This is a genomic window from Pelotomaculum isophthalicicum JI, assembly GCF_029478095.1.
Lineage (GTDB): Bacteria > Bacillota > Desulfotomaculia > Desulfotomaculales > Pelotomaculaceae > Pelotomaculum_D > Pelotomaculum_D isophthalicicum.
In genome coordinates this window covers 145202-165932 of the sequence record NZ_JAKOAV010000002.1, presented here as the reverse complement: position 1 = coordinate 165932, position 20731 = coordinate 145202, and the positions used below count along the sequence as shown (strand labels likewise).

The 20731-nt window shown below is 44.3% G+C and carries 20 protein-coding genes and 1 pseudogene; 14 read left to right on the top strand and 7 right to left on the bottom strand.

Annotated elements, in window-relative coordinates:
* The first annotated feature begins 121 nt into the window (after nt 1–121).
* From L7E55_RS02135 to L7E55_RS02125, 4 genes are all read left to right on the top strand, one after another.
* Nucleotides 122–2521, top strand: coding sequence for a PAS domain S-box protein (locus L7E55_RS02135; RefSeq protein ID WP_277442340.1), 2400 nt, complete (start codon nt 122–124; stop codon nt 2519–2521).
* Nucleotides 2522–2540: 19 nt separating this feature from the next.
* Entirely contained in the window at nt 2541–3017 is a 477-nt protein-coding gene (locus L7E55_RS02130) for a response regulator (RefSeq protein ID WP_277442339.1), read from the top strand.
* Complete coding sequence (locus tag L7E55_RS17650) at nt 3018–3188, top strand: response regulator transcription factor (RefSeq protein WP_420851990.1); 171 nt, start codon at nt 3018–3020, stop codon at nt 3186–3188.
* Between the two features lie 169 nt (nt 3189–3357).
* Entirely contained in the window at nt 3358–5214 is a 1857-nt protein-coding gene (locus L7E55_RS02125; RefSeq protein ID WP_277442338.1) for a methyl-accepting chemotaxis protein, read from the top strand.
* A 92-nt stretch (nt 5215–5306) separates the two neighbouring features.
* On the opposite strand, the gene L7E55_RS02120 is transcribed toward L7E55_RS02125, so the two are convergent.
* The 3 genes from L7E55_RS02120 to L7E55_RS02110 form a co-directional block, all read right to left on the bottom strand.
* Nucleotides 5307–6572, bottom strand: a complete 1266-nt coding sequence (locus L7E55_RS02120; RefSeq protein ID WP_277442337.1) for a hypothetical protein — start codon at nt 6570–6572, stop codon at nt 5307–5309.
* Between the two features lie 56 nt (nt 6573–6628).
* Entirely contained in the window at nt 6629–6982 is a 354-nt protein-coding gene (locus tag L7E55_RS02115) for a hypothetical protein (RefSeq protein ID WP_277442336.1), read from the bottom strand.
* 205 nt (nt 6983–7187) lie between these two features.
* Nucleotides 7188–7385, bottom strand: a complete 198-nt coding sequence (locus tag L7E55_RS02110; protein ID WP_277442335.1) for a hypothetical protein — start codon at nt 7383–7385, stop codon at nt 7188–7190.
* A 247-nt stretch (nt 7386–7632) separates the two neighbouring features.
* Between L7E55_RS02110 and L7E55_RS02105 the strand changes: the two genes are divergently transcribed.
* The gene (locus L7E55_RS02105; RefSeq protein WP_277442334.1) at nt 7633–9294 is read left to right on the top strand and encodes a diguanylate cyclase; all 1662 of its coding nucleotides are present in this window, start codon (nt 7633–7635) and stop codon (nt 9292–9294) included.
* On the opposite strand, the gene L7E55_RS02100 is transcribed toward L7E55_RS02105, so the two are convergent.
* The 3 genes from L7E55_RS02100 to L7E55_RS02090 form a co-directional block, all read right to left on the bottom strand.
* Nucleotides 9295–10986, bottom strand: coding sequence for an SLC13 family permease (locus L7E55_RS02100; RefSeq protein WP_277442397.1), 1692 nt, complete (start codon nt 10984–10986; stop codon nt 9295–9297).
* Between the two features lie 46 nt (nt 10987–11032).
* Nucleotides 11033–11197: a cyclic nucleotide-binding domain-containing protein gene (locus L7E55_RS02095; RefSeq protein ID WP_277442333.1), complete on the bottom strand. Its 165-nt coding sequence runs from the start codon at nt 11195–11197 to the stop codon at nt 11033–11035.
* 96 nt (nt 11198–11293) lie between these two features.
* The gene (locus L7E55_RS02090; RefSeq protein ID WP_277442332.1) at nt 11294–12700 is read right to left on the bottom strand and encodes an MFS transporter; all 1407 of its coding nucleotides are present in this window, start codon (nt 12698–12700) and stop codon (nt 11294–11296) included.
* Between the two features lie 362 nt (nt 12701–13062).
* Between L7E55_RS02090 and L7E55_RS02085 the strand changes: the two genes are divergently transcribed.
* On the top strand, nt 13063–13440 hold the full coding sequence (locus L7E55_RS02085; RefSeq protein WP_277442331.1) for a hypothetical protein: 378 nt from the start codon (nt 13063–13065) through the stop codon (nt 13438–13440).
* Nucleotides 13441–13458: 18 nt separating this feature from the next.
* Here the strand turns inward: L7E55_RS02085 and L7E55_RS02080 are convergent, their stop codons facing one another.
* Nucleotides 13459–14391: a helix-turn-helix transcriptional regulator gene (locus tag L7E55_RS02080; protein ID WP_277442330.1), complete on the bottom strand. Its 933-nt coding sequence runs from the start codon at nt 14389–14391 to the stop codon at nt 13459–13461.
* A 229-nt stretch (nt 14392–14620) separates the two neighbouring features.
* On the opposite strand from L7E55_RS02080, the gene L7E55_RS02075 reads away from it, so the two are divergent.
* The 8 genes and pseudogenes from L7E55_RS02075 (at nt 14621) to L7E55_RS02040 (ending at nt 20722) form a co-directional block, all read left to right on the top strand.
* A complete protein-coding gene (locus L7E55_RS02075) occupies nt 14621–15046 on the top strand; it encodes a helix-turn-helix domain-containing protein (protein WP_277442329.1) in 426 nt (141 codons plus the stop codon).
* A gap of 52 nt (nt 15047–15098) precedes the next feature.
* Nucleotides 15099–15541, top strand: a pseudogene (locus tag L7E55_RS02070) (spore photoproduct lyase family protein); the annotation flags it as partial.
* Nucleotides 15542–15766: 225 nt separating this feature from the next.
* Nucleotides 15767–16042 carry an AbrB/MazE/SpoVT family DNA-binding domain-containing protein gene (locus L7E55_RS02065; RefSeq protein ID WP_277442328.1) on the top strand — a complete coding sequence of 92 codons (276 nt, stop codon included), beginning with the start codon at nt 15767–15769 and terminating at the stop codon, nt 16040–16042.
* A complete protein-coding gene (locus tag L7E55_RS02060; protein ID WP_277442327.1) occupies nt 16026–16427 on the top strand; it encodes a putative toxin-antitoxin system toxin component, PIN family in 402 nt (133 codons plus the stop codon). The genes L7E55_RS02065 and L7E55_RS02060 overlap by 17 nt, the downstream gene beginning before the upstream one ends.
* Nucleotides 16428–16896: 469 nt before the next feature.
* On the top strand, nt 16897–17310 hold the full coding sequence (locus L7E55_RS02055) for a hypothetical protein (RefSeq protein WP_277442326.1): 414 nt from the start codon (nt 16897–16899) through the stop codon (nt 17308–17310).
* Between the two features lie 106 nt (nt 17311–17416).
* A complete protein-coding gene (locus L7E55_RS02050; RefSeq protein ID WP_277442325.1) occupies nt 17417–18136 on the top strand; it encodes an ATP-binding cassette domain-containing protein in 720 nt (239 codons plus the stop codon).
* A 186-nt stretch (nt 18137–18322) separates the two neighbouring features.
* Nucleotides 18323–18916, top strand: a complete 594-nt coding sequence (locus L7E55_RS02045) for a DUF2179 domain-containing protein (protein ID WP_277442324.1) — start codon at nt 18323–18325, stop codon at nt 18914–18916.
* Nucleotides 18917–19234: 318 nt separating this feature from the next.
* Complete coding sequence (locus L7E55_RS02040) at nt 19235–20722, top strand: methyl-accepting chemotaxis protein (RefSeq protein WP_277442323.1); 1488 nt, start codon at nt 19235–19237, stop codon at nt 20720–20722.
* The last annotated feature ends 9 nt before the right edge of the window (nt 20723–20731 follow it).

Here is a 20731-nt window from a genome sequence, read left to right as displayed (position 1 = left end):
TATATTTGAATTTATGTTTTTTCGGTGAGAGTAGAAAATATTGCAGGGATTACAGTGAATTTAAAGAAATCTCATAATAGAGCGGGAAAAATGCAATAGGTAAAGAAAGAAGGCTCTATTGGTGAGTAAACAGATTAATGAAAGCACGCATAATGAGGAGGTGGGCCTCCACCTAAACAGGTTGTATGAAGTTCTGAGCCTGGTTAACCAGGCAATGGTGCGGGCCCGCTCACCAGAAGAGCTTTTTGCCGAGGTATGCCGCATAGCTGTGGAGAACGGGGCTTTCATGCTGGTTTGGATCGGTCTGTACAACCCTGAGACTCATGCTGTGATACCAGTCGCTTGGGCAGGCGAACCTCTGGATTTCGTGAGAAAAGTCAACGTTTTTGCCGACAACCGGCCAAGAGGACGGGGACCCACCGGCTCTGCCATCCGTGAGGGGGTACCCGTCATCATCAACAACACCTTGCAAGACCGGCACTCATTTCCCTGGCGTGAGGCGCTTGACGAGGCGGGGATTCGCGCGGCCGCGTCTTTTCCCTTCAAGGTAAAAGGCGTGGTACATGGTGCCCTGAGCCTTTATGTAAACAAAATGGATTATTTTAAGGATAAAGAAATTACCTTGCTTGAAGAAGTATCGCGGGATATTTCTTTTTGTCTGGAGCGTATGGAGGAAGAAAAGCAGCGCAGGCTGGCGCAAGCGGCGCTCAAGGAAAGCGAGTGGCGCTACCGCGAGGTATTTGTCAACGCCTCCAACGGCATCTTTGCGCTAGACGTGACTTCCGAGGGCAAATTTCGGTTTGCCAGCTTGAACCCGTCAGGTGAAAAAATGTTGGGATACTCTATCGTGGATATTCAAGGCAAATCCCCGGAAGAATTCCTCTCCCCCGAAAACGCTGAAATCTTGAACGCTAATTATAACAAGTGTATTAACGCGAATGCGCCGGTCAGCTATGAATATGAAATTGGCTTAAAGGCCGGATACAGGTACTTCCAAACCACCCTTGTCCCCGTGCGGGATTCATCCGGACGAATATGCCGGATTATCGGAATTGCTGATAACATCACTGAGCGTAAGCAGGTTGAGCTGGAATTGCGGCAAAGCGAGAAAAAATACCGCCAGTTGATGGAACTGGCTCAGGAAGGTATTTGGGTAATTGATCTTGATGCCAGGACAACTTTTGTGAACCCCAGAATGGCTGAAATGCTGGGATACACTGTAAAGGAAATGATAGGCCGGACGCCTTACTCGTTTGTTGAGGATTGTTCCGTTGAAGCTTGGAAAGCTATCTTCGAGCACCGTAAACAGGGTGTCTCGGAGCAATTTGATTTTATATTTATTCGTAAGGACGGTACAAGGATTTATACGAGCATGACAGCTTCGCCTATTGTTGATGATAACGGGAATTTCGCCGGTTCAATAGCCGTTGCGGCAGATATCACCGAGCGAAAAAAGGCGGAGGAAGCGTTGCGGGAAAGTGAGGCAAATCTTCGGCGGATCACCGATAATATGATGGATATGATCACCCAAACCGACGCCGGGTTAGTTTACTGTTATGTCAGCCCTTCACATAAAAGTTTTTTAGGATATGAGCCTAAAGATTTGATTGGGAGGTCTGTTTTAGACTTCGTACATAGGAGCGACTTGAAAAGAACGGCGGAAATGCTTGATGTTTTTTTTAAAACCAAAGAGCAGATTAAGTTGGAAGTGCGCTACAGGCACGTCAGCGGGCACTACCTGTGGATTGAAAGCACCGGCAATATATTGCTTGATGATAGAGGCCGGGTAACAGGAGCCATTTTTGAAAAGCATGATATCACCGAGCGAAAAACAGCTGAGATGAAAGTTAAAGCCTATGAAATTAAGCTGAGATCACTTGCGGCAAAATTGTCATTAGCCGAGGAGCGGGAGCGGCGGCGTATCGCATTAGACATTCACGATCATATCGGGCAGTCCCTCGCAGTCGCCAAAATGGAGTTGGGCGCGTTGCGGGAATTAATGCCAAACGCCACACTGAAAAGAAATGTTGACGAGATCGAAACGCTTATTAAAAAAACAATTCAATATACACGTTCATTGACGTTTGAAATAAGCCCGCCCATCCTTTATGAACTTGGATTTGAAGCGGCTGTTCAATGGTTGGGTGAGCAAATAATTGAAAAGCACGGGATCAGGTTTAATTTTCGGGATGACGGGCAGTCAAAGCCGATGGACGATGAAATACGGGTTATTCTTTATACCGCGGTAAGAGAGATACTTATGAATATCATTAAGCATGCCAAAGCGCGAAGAGCGTTGGTATCTATACAGAAACAAGGAAAGAACTTAATTATAGTGATTGAGGACGACGGTTCGGGTTTTGATATTTCTAAAAGAGGCTTTAATTTAAGTAAGATTGGCGGATTTGGCCTTTTTAGTGTGCGTGAACGTTTGGTGCATATGGGAGGTAATATGGAAATAAAATCTAAACACAATATGGGGACTATCGTTACTATGGAAGCGCCTCTCAGGCGCCGGTAAGGTTGTTGGGGGGATACATTTGAGTATTAGCTTAATTCTTGTTGACGACCATAAGATCGTCCGTGACGGCCTCCGCTCCTTACTTAAGGAAACACCTGGGATGAAAGTAATCGCTGAAGCCGCGGAAGGCCGCACGGCAGTGCGGTTGGCGCGGGAACTGTCGCCCGATGTTGTTATTATGGATGTCGCGATGCCTGACTTAAACGGCATCGAAGCCACCCGCAAGATCAAGGAAGAAAGCCCGAATACAAAAGTCATCGCTTTATCGATGCATTCAGATAAAAGATTTGTGTCGGAGATGTTAAGCGCCGGCGCTTCGGGATACCTGCTCAAGGACTGCGCCTTCGAGGAGCTGGCCGGCGCGGTGAATACAATTATCGCGGGTAAATATTACTTGAGCCCCAGTATAACAGGTGTAGTCGTCACAGATTACGTGCAAAGCCTGCATGAAAAAAGGGTTTCTGTTTTTTCCATCCTAACAGCCAGGGAGCGCTAAGTGCTCCAGCTTTTGGCCGAAGGTAGAAATACAGTCCAAATAGCCGCCGTCCTCCACGTGAGCGAGAAGACTGTCGATACTCACCGGAGAAATATAATGAACAAGCTGGGCATACAAAGTATGGCGGGGCTCATAAAGTACGCTATCCGGGAAGGTTTGACCACGATTTAAGGCTGATAGTAAATAATTGCCATATTGTCGAAATAAGTAGTTATAAATATAAATAAGAGAATACGAGGAATAAAATCAGGAATACCCCTATATCTCTGAATGGTTATTTGGATTTATATTAATCAGGGATAATGGGGGTTTTTTTATAAAAAGAGGGAGGTAATCAGAAATGGGGAGGAGTATTAAGTTCAAGTTTATGGCGACAATCATAGTCATCTTGGTGGTGGCCCTGGGAACATTGTCTTATTTTAGCTATAAAAAGGCGCAGCAGGTTCTGATCAGCAACTTTGAGCTCGATCTTACTTCCTTGGCTAAACCTTGCGCCACTGAAGTCAGCTTGTGGCTTGACGAACACAGAACTGAAATTAATACTTTGGCCAATTCACCAATTATCGCCACCGGGAATCGTGATGCAATCCTATCTTACTTAACTACTGAGCAAAAACGCTTTAATGACTATGAGTCCTTACTTATGGTCGACGGCAAGGGCGATTACTATTCAACAGATGGCAGCACAGGCAGTATCAGTGACAGGGATTACTTTAAGCAAGTGATGGGCACCGGGCAGGCGGTAGTCTCCGACCCGATTGTTTCCAGAGTGACCGGACATCTTGTTGTCGCGGTGGCCGCGCCGCTGAAGAGGGACAACCAAGTCACAGGGCTTTTATTGGGCACACAGCCGATAGACGAGATTATTAGTGAATTATCTACGATCAAGGTTGGCAAGACGGGCTACGCCTATATGATTCAGGGGGATGGCCTGTGCATCGCCCATCCTGATAAAAATATGGTTATGAAATTAAACCTGTTAAAGGACAGCAGCCTTGATTCGAATTTGACGTCAGCCGCGCAAAAGATGGTTAAAGGGGAAAGCGGCGTTACCCGCTACGTCTTTGAGGGTGTGGATAAGTTCATCGCATATGCTCCGGTGGCGGGAAGCAAGTGGTCTCTCGTACTGACGAGCCCTGTTGCGGAACTTTCGGCCGCTTTGAGATCCCTGGCTGTTATTTCGATTATTCTGACCTTGGTTGTTTTGTTTATCGCGGGAGCCGTCGCGGTTGTCCTGTCCAATCAGATTGTCAAACCCATCCTGGTGTTAAAAGATGAATTCAATATGCTGGCGGAAAAGGGCGGCGATCTTACCCAGGAAATCAAGGTGCGAAGCAATGATGAGACGGGCGACTTGGCCAAGGCTGTTAACCAATTCCTGGCCAACCTGAGGGCGATTATGTTGGATGTAAAAAGCGCCTCGATACAGGTGGCCGGGACATCCCAGCAACTGACTTCGAGTGCCCAGCAAACCGCGGCCGGAGCCGGTGAAACCGCGGTCACCATGGGTCAAATCGCCGCCACGGTTGACCGGGTTTCATCAAACACGCAGACTGTGGCGCAAGCTTCCGAGACTGCCGCCAAGTTCGCCGGTGAGGGGGATCGGGGAATAGCCAAGTTGATTGGACAGATGCAAAGTATCGCCGGATCGGCAGAACAGGTTGCTGTTACCATTAATGAACTGAGCAAAAAATCTCAAGAGATTAACCAAATTGTCGGACTAATTACTAACATAGCCGACCAGACCAACTTACTGGCTCTGAATGCTGCTATAGAAGCAGCCCGGGCAGGGGAACAAGGGCTGGGATTTGCCGTCGTGGCTGAAGAAGTAAGGAAGCTGGCCGAAGAATCCGCTAACGCCACGAAGGAAATTGGCAACTTGGTGAACGCCATCCAGGCTGAATCACAGAGAGCGGTTGAGAGCATGGCTAAAGGCGGCAGGGACGTTGAAGCGGGCACAATAGTTATTCAGGAAGTAGGGGATGGTTTTAAAAATATTATCAGTTCCGTGCAAAGTCTGACGGAGGAGATTCAAAGTGTAGCGGCCGCTACGGAAGAGGTGTCGGCGGGTGTGCAGAATGTGGCTGCCGCGACACAAGAACAAACGGCCGCTATGGAAGAGGTTTCAGCGTCAGCCGAATCCTTGTCCAAACTGTCTGAAGAACTGGACGCTATAGTAGGCAAGTTTAAAATATAGCATTTTCGCGTTGTATACCCGGGGGAGGCTAACAGCAATTTTAAAGCAGGCGATTTCCGCCTGCTCTTTGTTTACGGCTCAAATAGTTATTATTATAAATTCTTCCACGTAATTATTTTACCGTCATTTTGCGGATTATCAGCTGGCTGGGCGTGCTGTTTCTGTTGAATTCCAGGTAAATTGCTGTCTTTTAGGTAAAAAAAACCATCCACTATATTATCTGAATCTTGTTTTGCGTGAGAATTGGGGATATCATCCGTCAGGTTGGCAGTATCAAAATGAATTATATGATGACCGTTTTCCTTCCTGGCCAATGTTAGCGGTATAGTCGTCTTAGAGCCGGAAGACCATGTGTTGCTGTTTACCTTTATTGCCGCGGTATCATCAGGACAAATCCAGGGGGTTGGGCTAATTTCATCAGAAAAATTATTTAGCGTGTGGTAAAGTATTTTGCCGTTTTCGTGCCAGCAAGCCGCAACTTCTTCTCTTACATGAAGCAGGAGCGGAGATTCGATTGCCGTGCTTTTTTCCGATAATATCACTTGTTGCTGCCAATCGCCCGATTTTCGCCTATAGTTTAACCTGAATTTGCCTGCGCTGAAAGAAGACCACAGGAGATGAATGTTGTCTTGCGGGTCAATGAACATAGAAGGTATACCGCAGTTGCAATCAGCGTCAATTAGAGGAACAGGCGGCCCCCACTGGCTGCTGCCGGAATTAAAAAAGTTATAGTAAAGCTGAAAATACCTGCCGTCAAAATAGCGGTGAACAAGGTGAAGGTTGCCTTGTGTATCGCTGTCTAGCGCGCCTGCCAAAAAAGAAACGTATTTCTTGGGACCTGCGTCTTTGGTGCTGATATCCAGGAGAATATCCAAAGCGCAGGGTACATCATAATGTGTCTTTATCAAAAGGTTCTTACGCGCATCGATTAGATAGTGTACAACAGACCATTCATCGGGATTGCTTCTGAATCCACAGACAATATGTACAACACCCCACCGGTCAATATGCGCAATGGGGAAAAAGGGCTGCCCCCTGAGGTTATCCATAGGTAGGATATTTCTTGACCAATTAAGGCCGTCCCATTGCATGTATGTAAGTTCATTTAATCTCCTGACGGCGCAAAGATGAATATGATTGTTTTGGTCTGTAACCGCGGTAAAAGGGCCGGAGACTTCATCAGTTAGTTCTGAGGGATTGGACCAGGTCTTTCCTTCGTTTTCAGATGTTCCGCAATTTAAAAAAGCGTCCGGAGCCAGATAGAAAAGCCATAGCTTGCCTGTCGCGTCCCGGAGCATCTGATGGCTCAGTAAAAAATTACTCTGCGAGGAGATGATACAGCCAGTCGAAACATCCATCAATAAATCCCCCTAAAACATTTGATATCGTGAAGCCGGCAAAAGTGTGAATACGGTTAATTGCCAGGAGCCCATGTTTCGCAAGCTCCGTTATAGATATTTACACACTCAGCATCTTTTAGCAGGAAACAAATAATAAACGGACAACAACAATTGATATTTTTACCTTCGAACTCTTTATTCAGTTTATCGACAGATTCCTTAATAATATCATTGATCTCACTAAATATAATTTGCATGTTGTTTTTTTTGGGTTCACTTGCTGCTGCTATACTGTTATTATTTAGTTTGTCAACTGCTTTATCCATAATTTCTTTGATTTCAGTAACTATTGCCTTCATGCTTTCCTGGTTTAGCCCATCGATTGTATCCTTTATTATGTCCATGGCCTCAGCTATGTCCTTAATCATTTATTTCCTCCTTCTAGTTATTATTAATAATAACGCGTCAACAAAAGTTACAAGTCCTGGCCGGCAGGATGACAATCGCTTTTATCAATATTATTAAAAAGATATTGTAAAGTTTAACAAAGTATGCATAAAGAAGGAGAATGTTTTAGTAAAAAATTGCCGGTTAAACCGGCAATAGTTGATAAATAGTATCAAATTTTTATTACTAGTCGCATTCATTATCCGCGCAATCGCCGGGATCCCATGTTTCGCAAGCTCCGTTAAAGATGTTCACACACTTGGCGTCTTTGAAAATGAAAAAAACAAAATTTGGAGCAGAGCACTTTGATCCGCCTTTTGAACAATCGAGCACACCCATTGTTTCCTTCATCGCTTCCACAGCCGCCATAGTCTCTTTGACCACTTAGTACGACCCTCCTTTTTAGGTGTTATTTAAATTTTATGCTTAGTGCTTGCAAATAGTGTCATTAGAACGGGCTGCTTGAAAATTATTTATTAATTCGTACCGGTCGATGCTGAAGATCGCATGTTTATATTAATGTACTTTTGGCGCCATGCGAAAAAATGTTGGATTTGCAGGAATTATATTCTTGCTGGCGAAATTTCATGAAATACTGGCAAGTCTCCGGTTATTCAAGGAGTGGATATGCGTGGTGGATTTTTATGTTTTTGTTATCCTGGTGGCGCTATTTATGTATGTTCTTGTAGTAAATGACATAACAGTTCTCTATAAAGCTTATTTAGTTTTTCATTATTTGCTTGGCATGTGGCCGTTCTGCAATTTTCTTATTAATGTAACCCCTGATCAGCAACTGCAATGGGTGTTCCTGAGCGCGGCTTTTGTTAGTCTTTGCTTTCTCGGCTTCGGGTGGCATATATTCGCTTTAGTTTTAACTGGAAAAATCAAGAATGTAAAGAAAGCGTACCTGTACCTGTGGGCTGTGCCTGCTGTCTTTTGCTCCTTGCTGGTTATAACCAACCCGTGGCATTTTCTGTTCGCCAAACCATCCTTAAACGGATGGGCGACGCGTACTTACGGGCCTTTTTTTTGGCTGTTTGTATTCTCAATAATAATTTACTTTATCGTGGGTGGTGCGCTAATGATATATGAATTGGCGACTGTCTCCGAAAAGAATAAGAAAAAGCAGTTGATGCTCTGCATCTGGGGAGTTGTATCTTTTCTTGCGTTGTCAATCACTGACGTGCTGCTAAATGCCTTTATTCTGCCAGAGACCGTTGTCGTGCCCGGCTTGACTTCTTCCGGCCTCATTATTTTAGCTATATGCTTCGTAGTGGCCATACAGAAGTACGACTTGTTTAAAATTGTAAGCATCGCCCAGCGTGAAGTAATTGATAGCATGGCCACAGGCATGGTCATCATTGACAAAAACGAAGTTGTTCTCGATATCAACAAAAGCGCGGGCAGATTGATCAACCTTCAACCGGGTCATGTTTTTAATGTTGGGGAATTCTATCCAGCTTCAGGAATTGAGTTTGACGGAGAGTTTCTGGAGGAATATGGCGGTGACAAATCAAAAATCCTTCAAACGGAAATAATTATCAATCAAGAACAACCGCGCCATGTTGCCATGAACATTTCACCTGTGTTTGACCATAAAAAAAATTTATTGGGCCGGAGCATTACCTTAAACGACGTAACCGAATTGCGCGGGTTGATCGAAAAAATCAACGAAAATAATGAGACATTAAAACTGCAAAATGAAGAGTTGCTGCAATTTCAGTCAAAGCTTTATAAAGCGAACAGGAAACTTGAACAGATGTCGATTACAGATGCGTTGACCGGTTGTTATAACAAACGGTATATACTTAATCAACTGGACTACGAAATTGCCGCCGCGCGCCGTTATAGTATTCCATTTTCGCTAATGCTTTTAGATTTGGATAAATTTAAGCTTATTAACGACACGTACGGACACCTGGCCGGAGACGATGTGCTGCGGGGCGTGGTGGACATCGTTAACAAAAATCTTCGCAGGTCTGATATACTGGCCAGGTTCGGGGGCGAAGAATTCATTATTTACATACCTCATATAGATCATGATGGCGCGGTAGCTTTGGCTAATAGAATCAGGTCCATGTTAGAGAACCAAACTGTCAAAACCATGATCGGGGAATTGTCTGTAACTATCAGCATCGGCCTGATAAGTGTCATAAAGGTTGAGTCCATAAATATAGAGGAGGATTTTTTAAAAGATTTGCTGGCGCGGGCCGATAACGCCCTTGCCGATAACGCCCTTTATGAAGCGAAGTTAAATGGGCGGAACTGTATTGTGGCGGAGGTTTTTGATTGATTAACGAATCAATCCGATATTCTGCCAATAAGGAAACGTTACAATAATTACAAAGATAGTGATTACGAAGTGAGCGAAGGCAAGCTTTAGCACCTGTTCATGGCGAAATGATTTTCCTTCAGTTCCATTAACAACATTTTGATATACGGTGCTTTGGTGCGGAAGAAACCAGGGATTGCTGCACAGGATCACAATCAATCCGATAATGAACGGATTAATCCCTGTTACGGAAGTTAACGGCATAAACATAATCATGGTAATTATTTGAGCGGGGGCGGCGGGCAGGGCGAAACGAATCAGGTAAAAGACAATAGTTATAAATAATAACAGCAGTATCTTATTACCTGTTATGTTCAAATAGGGTTCCACCTTGTCTGCGATGACAGCGGTTAACCCAATGGAAGACATGATATTCCCGAGCCCGGTTAAAGAGCCGAATGCGATCAGGTAATTCCAGTCAATATCAGAACGCACGCTTTTTTCGTCCATTATCGAACACCCGCACAGAATCAAGAAGGCGAGCATGGCTATCCACGCGGTGTTGATGTTGTGCCAGGGCTGGGTAAGAAAAGCGAGTATTGTTATCACAACAGTCATTAGTGATATTTTTTCTTGCATGGTGATATGCCCGAGAATCTTTATCTGCGACTCGATAACAGCCGGGTTCAGTTGTATTTTTCCCTGAGGCCGGTAAAAAAGGATGATAAACAGATAAGATAATAAAAAGAATAGCGCGCCTATCGGCAGCGCCGCCTTTAACCAGTATCCCCATGTTATTTGTGAGCTTATCTCTCCAGGCAGCAACCCCAATACAAGAAGATTTGACGACGAGCCGTTGAGAAACATAAAAGACATTTGGCCAAATCCTAGTAAACAGGACATCGCCAGGCCCACTGTGCCGGGACTGTAATTTTTTAGATTCAAGGCTTTGCCTAAGTTTCGGGCAAGCGGGCTGGCCAGCGCGGCGCGGCAATTATTGGAGGGGATGACCGGCGTTAGGATTAAGCCGGTTAAAGCAAATGCCAGGGTTTGTCCGATATAGCTGGGGGGGAATTTCCTCAGTAATAACAACGCCAGCCTGAATAATAAGCCTGTTTTTGATATCGACGCCGATATGGCAAGCACACCTAGCAGAAGATACCATGAAGAATTGGAGAAACCGGAAAAAGCTGTTTCCGTGGTAGTGACACCTAATAAGACCGCTAAAACAGGCAAGGAGAGAGACACAACATGAAATGAAAGGATGTTTAACCCCCAGCAAAAAGTTGCCGCTAATAGCAGCTCAATAAATATTATGTGCGGTTTGCTAAGACCATTTAATAGGAACAAGCAAGTGGAAATAACGCATATAACCGCTCCCGCAACGGCGATTGATATCCTTGTTTTATTAAGGCGTTTGGCAGGCTGCTGACGCCTGTATATTATATTCCCCGCGAGAAATTGCCCGCTTGCTAGTGTATCCTTTGCAGTTTCCCTGTTTTTTTCGCCGCTAAGTCCGGCGTTGGTAGATGACAGCCGCGCGGCCAATATTTCATTGAAATAAATTGAAAGGGAATGATGTTTTTTCATTAAGTTATAAAGGCTTGTTTTAGATAACACATACACAGCGATATCTGTCGCGGCTTGTACACTTGCCGTCCGGGGCTGGCCGGTCAGCAATGAAATTTCCCCGAAGCATTCTCCTGTTCCCAGAGAGGCCAGTTCTTGTGTTTTTCCTTCATCATCGGTGCAGAAAACTTTAACTAACGTTAATTATAATGAACAAAGAGTCTCCCGGGTCACCTTGATTAAATATGATATGACCGGCGGCAAATGACTTTCTTTCCATTTCGGGGATTATTTTCGCTAGGTTTATTCTATCCAAACCGGAAAAAAGCGGTATGCTGGATATTATTTCATACAATAGAATAACCCCCTTGTGTCCAAGAGACCTTTTCATCATTGTAACCAGCTATTGCCTAAAAGGAAAGATAATAGCGATTTTAGGGTTTGGCGCCCTTTAATCGGCGGGCGACTTTTGTGCCCTGGGCGTGATCATGTTGCCCCTGGCCAGCGAGGCGAATATTCCTCCAAAGCAGGCAACCGCAAATATGACGAAAGATATGTTGAGACTTTTGATGAGCAAGCCGGGGTCCGCGGCATTCAACTGGACGCCGCCGATGTGCAAGTCAATGATCAGAGTGGCCAGCGCCATACTGGCGGCCTGTCCGGTGAGCCGCATGGTTCCCAGGGTTGACGAAGCTATGCCGTAGAACTGCTTTTCCACCGATCCCATGATGGCGTTGTTGTTCGGGGAAGAAAACAGCGCGAAGCCTGTGCCCAGCAGGGCGAGGTTGGCCACGACAAACCATGTTTGCGTATCCTTGCCGATGAAGCTGAATAAAGCCAGCCCGATAGTGGTCAGGCCCATTCCCCAGGAAGCGACTATCCGCGGTTCCACGCGGTCGGAGAGAACTCCCGCGAAAGGAGACAGCAGAGCCATGAGCACCGGCTGCGACAGCAGGATCAGTCCCGCTGTCTGGGAGTTATATCCCATAATCACCTGGAGGTACAGGGAGAGCAGGAAACCGACGGCAAAAGTCGCGCTGTAGTTGATTAAGGCCGCCAGGTTGGAAAAAGCGAACGCCGTGTTTCCGCTGAGCAGCTTGATATTCAGCATGGGCTGTCGAACCATCGCCTGGCGCCTGACGAACAAGGCCAGCAGAATCAGGCCGGCTGCGGTGAACACTTTGGCTGAGGCAGAGGTGCCCATGGATGAGAAGCCGTACATCAAAGACCCCAAACCGGCGCTGTACAGCGTGGCGCCGGTTAAATCAAACCGCTCGCCCCGGGCGTCCGCCCACTCCGCTTTCAGCTTCCAAACCGCCAGCAGCATGACCGGCAAGCCAATCAGTACGTTTAAGTAAAATATGGACTGCCAGCCGAAATGCTGGTTCATCGCGCCGCCCAGCACCGGCCCCAGTGACAGGCCGGTATAGACTGTGGCGGCGTTGATGCCCAGCACCTTGCCTCTCTCCTGGGGCGGGAAAACCGAGGTTAAAATGGCCATCCCCGTGCTGAAAAGCGCGGCGCCGCCCGCTCCCTGCAAGAGCCTGAAAAAAACCAGCGCCTGGATGGACCAGGACAGGTTGCACAGCAGTGAAGACAGAGTGAAAACCAAAATCCCCAACACAAAAATTTTTTTCCGGCCGAGAATGTCCGCCAGCCTGCCGAACGGCAGAAGCAGCGCCGCTGAAGAAAGGAGATAACTGCTCACAACCCAGCTCAGCATGTAAGTGCTGCTGTTAAACTGTTCCCCGATCGCGGGTATGGCCAGGTTGACCGCGCTGCCCATGAAGGGAGTCATAAATGACGCCAGCGTCACGGTTATTAATGTATATTTTCTTAGTGCTTTATCTTGAACCAATTTATGATACCCTCCTCAACCGCAGGAATTATAATTGGTGGTTATTGTTTTAGTTTTTATTTTATTGGAACAATAGCTTTGAATCAAGTAATTTCTAAAAATCCGGGATAGATGATTATCAATCAAGATCACCCTCCGGGTAAGAGCGCACGTAATACTGAACTTGCTTTATAATTATACTATTTTAAGAAGCTGGTGATTTCTTCAATATGTATATTTGATAAACTTAATCAGTTATAATGATAACTAGCATAACTGATTAATTAAGGAGCTTACATTTCTTCCCCAAAAGAAGATGAACCTATAGCCACTGGCGCTAATTATCAAAGAACACACTCTTGAAGAAACGGAGGAAGCGTTAAATGATAAAAAGGAGATTTGCATGCCCCATTGAAAAAAACGCTGTCAGTTACATGTCTCTGATTGAACAAGAAAAAGAAAATGAAGCGATGGTGGCAATTAAGCAAAAAACACCACTGGCTGAAACCTTGTGCCGGGTGTGCTCTCTTACCTGTGAAGTCAGTTGCCGGAAAACGAACGGCGATACTTTTCCGCTACAGGATATTAAGCGTTTTATCATTGACCATGGTGAAAAAAACGGCTTTATTTCAAAAGACAGCTTTATTTCAAATCATAAACAGTATATCCATATGGGCCGGGTTGCAATTGTGGGAAATAATATTAAGTATGATGCATGGTATCAAAATATAATATTTGTCGAAAAATGTACCATATGTTAAATATTGTATTTATCATTGTCAAATTTCACTCATGATTTCTCCGGTCTGAGAAATATCATATCCACCCATCCCGGCTACTTCCGCACGGAACTCTCTTGAATTCAGCGCAGCTAGGAGAGCCTGGAAACTCGGTTTTTCTAAATCCTCTTTGTAAACTACGATATCATATCGTTCTTTTTTCAAAGGAACGAATTCAACTTCAGGGACTTGAAGTGCGGCTTTTTCTATTCCCAGGCCAACATCAACTAATCCCCTGGCCACAGAACTTGCAACTGCAATGTGGCTTAATTCTTCATTTTGATAACCGTTAATTTGCCGACGATCTATATTGAGATTTCTCAATTGTTCATCCAGTAAGATCCTTGTGCCGGAGCCTTTTTCACGGTTAATAAATGTCACGTCAGGATTCGTTAGATCTCCCCAGTCTCTTACATTTTTCGGATTGCCCGGCGAGACATAAAAACCCTGATACCGGTAGACCAGGTTAATAACTACTGTATACTGACCTGGCAGCAACCTTCGTACATAAGGAATATTATATTCTCCTGTTTCACTATCCCATAAGTGTGTCGTCACAACATTGGCAGTACCCCTGTATAGGGCCAGCAACCCATCTAAACTTCCAACGTAAGAACGTAAAGAGCGGAACATTGGGTTAAGCCTTTCAATATGTCTAGTTAAAACATCTAAGACTATGTCTTGGCCACATATAATAAACCCGCCGCATTCTAAGATAATTTGTTCAATAGAGCCGCTAGCCGCCTGGTAAGCGAATCTATTTGGTGATGCTGGTTTGGTGAATGCCTCAAGATCTGATGGACTAACCCGCATTTTTCTTCCAATGCGATATGAAGGGAGTTCCCCTCTTTTGATTAGTTCGTAAACCGTTCCCTTGGAAATCTTTAGGATTTTAGCAACCTCTTCTGGTGTGTAATAGAGTATATCGGACATCTTTATCCCCTCAAATTTAAAATTTCCCTTGTAGAACATTATAACAGGGAATACAATAAAACACATAAGCATGATTCGTATCAATTGGTTGTATTTAGTGTGGTTGTCTTGCAATCCGTATCTTTTAATTGTGGTTCGTCAATATCTTTTTATGGCAAGACTTACCCAACATTTTTTAGTTCTGGATTAATAACCAGAATTAATAACCATAAGAAGGGATGTGCAGGTTTTGAAATGTCCATATTGTTTGAACGGAGAAATTGTTTTTCGAGATAAAATGACGAATTTCGTAAATGGAATTACTGTCGTTACCAAGGGCATTGATCTTAAAGAATGTTTAAATTGCGGAAAGAAGTTTTTATCTAATGAAGATATAGAGAAAATAAATAAAAATATAGAAGAAAATACAAAATACGAGTTATCTTTGAAACAAAATTTAAAAGCAATGCGATTAAACGCTGGATTATCGGAAAGTGAAGCGGCAAACATCCTAGGTATTAGCAATAAAACATACCTTAGTTATGAAAAAAACAAAAAGATGCCTGATCTAGTTATGGCTTTTAAAATAGCAAATGTGTTTAGATGCGATATAAACGATGTCTACAAGTTGAAAAAGGTCAAAAAATCAGTAATTAAAAAAACAAAGGTGATTTGATAAAAACCCTGCGTTCCTTGAAACATAAGGACTGCTGGTTTTTACTAGGTTTTCAAGACCTCGGAAGTATGAATACTGCTACTTGCTCACCAACTTGGGTAAAAAGCCTTACATCCGTATATATGTTAACATAGAAGAAATCTTAAGCGCCACCCGGGAATACATCGAAAAGAGGAAGCCGGAGGTCTCTGTTTTTGAAGGGGCCGCCACGTCCGACCCAATTCCCACGGAGCCTTACACCGGCATATTAAGAAAGGTTATCAAGTTCTTCGGGACACAGGAGCACGGCCGTTTCCGCTTTGTCACCAAATTTACCGACTTGACTCGCTGCTGGACGCGCCTCATCATGGGCATACCTGCTTTCGCTTCAGCATCAATACCGGGGAAATCATCCAGCGGTTCGAGCACGCCACCCCGCCGCTGGCGGAAAGGCTGGCGGCAGCCAAAAAAGTGGCGTTGGCCGGTTACCCGCTGAGATTTTTGGTGGGGGCGCTGTATGAAGAAACGTCCTATCACCATTTACAGGGAAATATTGGAAATAGCGATGGTTTTATGATATAATATTGGCACAAGCTGATATGCGGCACATACCAAAGCCGGAACTTAACTATGGTTTTAAAATAAAGCCATTATGGAATGGAAACCAATAAGGGATTGATATTTTGCCGAAAAAAACATACGATACAAGTAAGGAAAGTAATGAAATAAGGGGTGTTGAAAATGGAAGTTGCAAAAATTACAAGTAAAGGTCAGATTACAATTCCTATTGACATTCGCAAAAAGCTCAACCTAAAAGACGGTGATAAAGTAATTTTTATTGAAGATGGCGATAAGATTATTTTTGCAAATGCAGCCAAGGTAGCTTTTTTGAATATTCAAAAGGCATTTGAAGGTGAAGCTGAACGGCTTGGTCTGAAAAACGAGCAGGATGTAGTGGATATGGTGGATGAAATAAGAAAAGAAATGTGGGAAGAACGTTATGCGGATAATGATTGATACAAATATCCTCATTTCAGCTTATCTCTTTCCCACCCCCAACATGCGCAAATTGATTGATACCATTACCGACCATCATACTATTGTATTGCCATCCTATGTGATTGATGAGCTTAAAGTGGTAATCAAACGCAAATTTCCGGCAAAATATCAGTTTTTGGATATATTTCTTTCGGAATTGCCTTTTGAATATGCTTATACGGTTGAAAGGATCGACGCCGGTAAGTACCCGAGTATTAGGGATAAAAAGGACTTGCCCGTTCTTGTGTCAGCTATTACAGAGGATGTGGATATTTTAATTACTGGAGATAAAGATTTTTCCGACATGGAGATTGAAAAGCCGGAAATACTCATGCCCACACAATTTTTAGAGAAATACAGTTGAATATAGTTATTTACTATCTATAGGCCACTTTTTTAGTTAAAAATTAATTAATATAATCTGGTCATGTAAATAAAGCCAGTATTAAAAAACAAAAAGATTTTGTGAATACCCGCATCCCTTGACACATAAGGATTGCGGGTTTTCTGTTATGCTCTCGAATACCTGGAAAGCGTGAATACTGCTACTTGCTCACCGGTGCCTCGGGGGGGGGCAGACTGCATTAGTCACCATTGCTAATCTTGCTAATTGATTTGTGGAAAAAGTTCATCCAATATATAATAAAAATGTTATTTAATCAAGCGGTGATGCAAATAATGGCTTCTTAACATGTTTCTGTGGGAAGTTGACTATAGAGATTATACCCGGTGGGAAGCAGAAAAACTGACCATAAAAGGATGGGTAAGCAGCCTGCCCGATGACATAATATGTTATACGAGAATGACTCTAAAAAATTGAGATGGGTGATCAAATGAACACTCCTTTATTGCTGGTCCAAATACCTCCCAAAGATAATCAACAATCACAAGCAACCAGCGCTATCATTGAGACAGAAATTATCGCCATTGCGGTTTACGGAAAGGATATCGGCGTACCCCTAGCGGTATCAATACAACGGGTATTCGACGCGGAAAAACCCTTCCGGTTTCCTACCGAAATCACCCAAGGGGTTACAAAAACCAGAATTGTTTACCGCTATACACTGGCACAGTGGCACGAATTACTGGAAGTCACCACTTTACCAACAACGCCTGCCGCTTTAAAGCAACTCATGATACCCATGTTATTATACATGAAGCAGAATTTCCCGGACATCTTCAACGACATTGAATATGACCGCGAATTTGGCCCTGAGCAATACGCTGAATTGATTCCTATGGAGTAGCCTCCATATAAAAGAAAGCAGTTAAAAGCCAAAATAGGCTCAAATCAACATCATGCTGGGCAGCGATTTGCGTATCAATAAAAGCTGGGAGAGAGGGGGGAATATAATGTCTAATATTATCGTAAGTGGCGCCAGAGAGGGAAATTTAAAGGATATTTCACTGGAGCTACCCCGTGATCAGTTGATCGTTTTCACGGGGCTGTCAGGCTCCGGGAAATCTACATTGGCAATCGATGTTATCTACCAGGAATGTCAAAGACAGTATTTGGAGGCAATAGGGTATCAGGGGATTCGTAAACCTAAAATTGATTTTATTCGCAACGTGTCGCCGGCAGTCAGGATTACCCAAACTGAATCGAATAAAAATCCCCGTTCGACCGTTGGAACGCTTACCGACATTTATACGGACCTTCGGATTGTTTATGAAAAGCTGGGAGTACAGGTCTGTCCCCACTGCGATGAAGTGATATCGGCCGCGGAATGCAAGGAAGAAGTTGAAAAAGCGGATGGAAAATTTAAAGTGTTTATGTATTGCAATCATTGCAATTACAAGATGAAATCGATTCTTTTCCATGGCGTGGAAAGCGATGAGGTGAAGAAAGTATTTCCCGGTATTCTTCCCCCCAGGACAGTTGTAGCGGGCAAATTTGAGGGCGTTTTTCCAACGCTTTGGAGGCGGATGTCCGATAAAGGCGGCGACGCGAAACAATTGAACGATTATTTTGATTTTGATATTTGCCCGGATTGCCTGGGGGAGCGGCTGGGAGAGTTAAGCCGCGGCGCAACGGTTGGATTCCAAAAGCACTGTAATTGTAGTAGAACATAATCAGCAGGTTATAAAAGCCGCCGATTGGATTGTAAACCTTGGCCCGGAGGGAGGCAAAAATGGTGGACAAGTTGTATTTACCGGGACGCCGTTGGAAATGTTGAAAAATGGAGAAACAATTACAGCGGATTGTTTGCGAAAATCCTTATAATAGAATCCTTGCGGGTATTTTTTGGGAATAATAAAATGAGATCAGAGTGTAACCGTGACCCTGTTTTTTGGCGAGGAGGGAAGCATATCCTGGAAACAATCTTTGCAAACCCCGTTTATGGCTATTTTATAATCTTTGCTGCCAGAGTAGTGGATGTTTCGCTCGATGTCTTCCGGCTCTTGATGCTGACTAGAGGTTATTATATTGTAGCGGCAATCATTGGATTTTTTGAGGTGACTGTTTTTGTGTTGGTTTTAGGTACGGTTATATCCGGCGGAATAAGTGATCCTCTTAAAATAATCGCCTACTCAGGGGGATTTGCCACCGGGAATATCGCCGGGGCCTTTATAGAGGGGAAAATGGCCTTCGGATATGTGGTCATTCAAGTGTTTCCGAAAATGTCATTTGGCGACTTATTGACTGCCCGGTTGAGGAAGGAGAATTACGGTGTCACCAAAATAACAGGAGAGGGCAGGACAGGTATTCGGGAAGTACTTCTTGTCACTGTTAAAAGGAAAAATGTTCCCAATATCATAAATATTATAAATGAGGTTGCGCCGGATATTTTTTTTAATATATCTGATATTCGCTCCATCCATGGAGGGATTTTTCCCCGGCACAGGCCTTAACAGGATTCGCTTGTCTATCGTACAGTAGAATTTAATCTTTTCTCCAGCTTGTTTTCGGTATAGGTCTTAGTCAGTGACACAACTAACCCGCGGCTGAGGTAAAGAGAATGCGGCGAAACTGCCAAATAGGAAAACTGAATTGATTACAATAAAAAATTCTTGTTCTTAAATCATGATATTGGTATAATTTTGTTATTCTGATTATCGAAGAAGATATAAGAAATATTGACGATGAAGTCCTGGCTGTTCTGGCGGCAAGGGCTTTTTTTATTGATTGCCCACGCTGGATACGATTTTATAAATAGGAGGTTTGAAGCTATGCTGATAAATAAGAAGCTGACGAGATTATATTTATTATTCTTTACTTTCCTCTCTGTTATTGCGTTATCGGCTTTTTGCCGCTGGGAAATCAGGGCTGTCTCGGCACTGGTTGTTAACACACTGATCACCGGCTTATTATTGGGCACACTGTGGCGTAAAGAAAATAACCGATGGCTTTATTTTTTAAATCAGGAGATAAAAAATCTTGCGGCGGGGAAGGTTGCCGTCCTAAAAGAGAAGCGTCACTATCCGAAGGAATACGGCAGCCTGGCTGGAGCAGCCGATGAGACCGCAAAGCTGTTAAGGGATGTGTCCGGGATGGCGCAACTGGCATCGCAACAGGTCTTTGCAGCTGTTGAACAAATGAATCTGACTATCAAGGCATCCGGGCAAATAGCCAGGGACTTCACCAGGGTGGAAGTAGTGGCCGGTTCGCTGGCTGACATGTCCCGGAAATTACGGCAAGAGACACAGGAAAATGAGCAAGCGGTTGCTACATGCCTGGAGGATATGGGCTCTGCCCGCCGCGCTATCGAACAAGCCGATACCGACTCGAAGCAAGTAGCTGACTATGTAACGACGTTAGATACCTCAGTAGGGCAGGTTGACGTCATCCTAAACACTATTGCCGAAATTTCTGATCAAACCAGGCTGCTGGCGCTTAACGCAGCCATAGAGGCAGCCCGCGCCGGTGAACATGGCCAGGGATTCGCAGTTGTGGCCGAAGAAGTTAAAAAACTATCTGAGAAAACATTTACAGCCGTGGGAGACACCGTCAAGATACTTCAATCTATCCGTAAAGAGGTTGAAAAGGTCAAATCAACGGTGGAGAGTGACCGGAAAAGTGTCGCTAAAGGAGTTGAAAATACGGTTAACGCTGAAGCTGTGCTGACCGAAATTGCCCGTGCGGTGTCGGCCATATCTTCCACCGTTGAAAGAAGTAGCGAAGAAATACAAGGCTATCTGCAACAAGTAAGCGCAGCTGCAGAAGCGCAGAAAGAAAACCTTGAGAAAATCACCACCACCGGCGTGCGCCTGCAAAAAGCGGCAGGCATGTTGGAAGATGTCAGCGGGAAAGTAAAGATAGATACCAGCGCTATTACAAGCAGCGTGGCACACAAAGAAAATATAGAGCGGCTGCTCAAAGTATTGTGCGCGGAGTCCGAAAATCCCCGCATTACTTCTCTAAACGCCAATGAGCATCAACAAGTGCTGGGAGAACTAATAACCAGACAACCTGAGCTTGAGGCGGTATGGTCGAACCGTATGGACGGTACGTTTATTTTTTCCGAGCCGCCAGCCGGCTTGGCTAATGCCCGGATTCGCCAGTGGTGGCAAAAAGCTGCCATTGGTGAGGAATACGTATCGGACATTTACTTATCCGCAATTACCAAAAAATTGTGCTTGACCATATCCGTTCCGATGAAGGACAGTCATGGTACGATAATTGGTGTTTTGGGAGCAGATGTTCGGTTAAATGACTAAGAATCACAG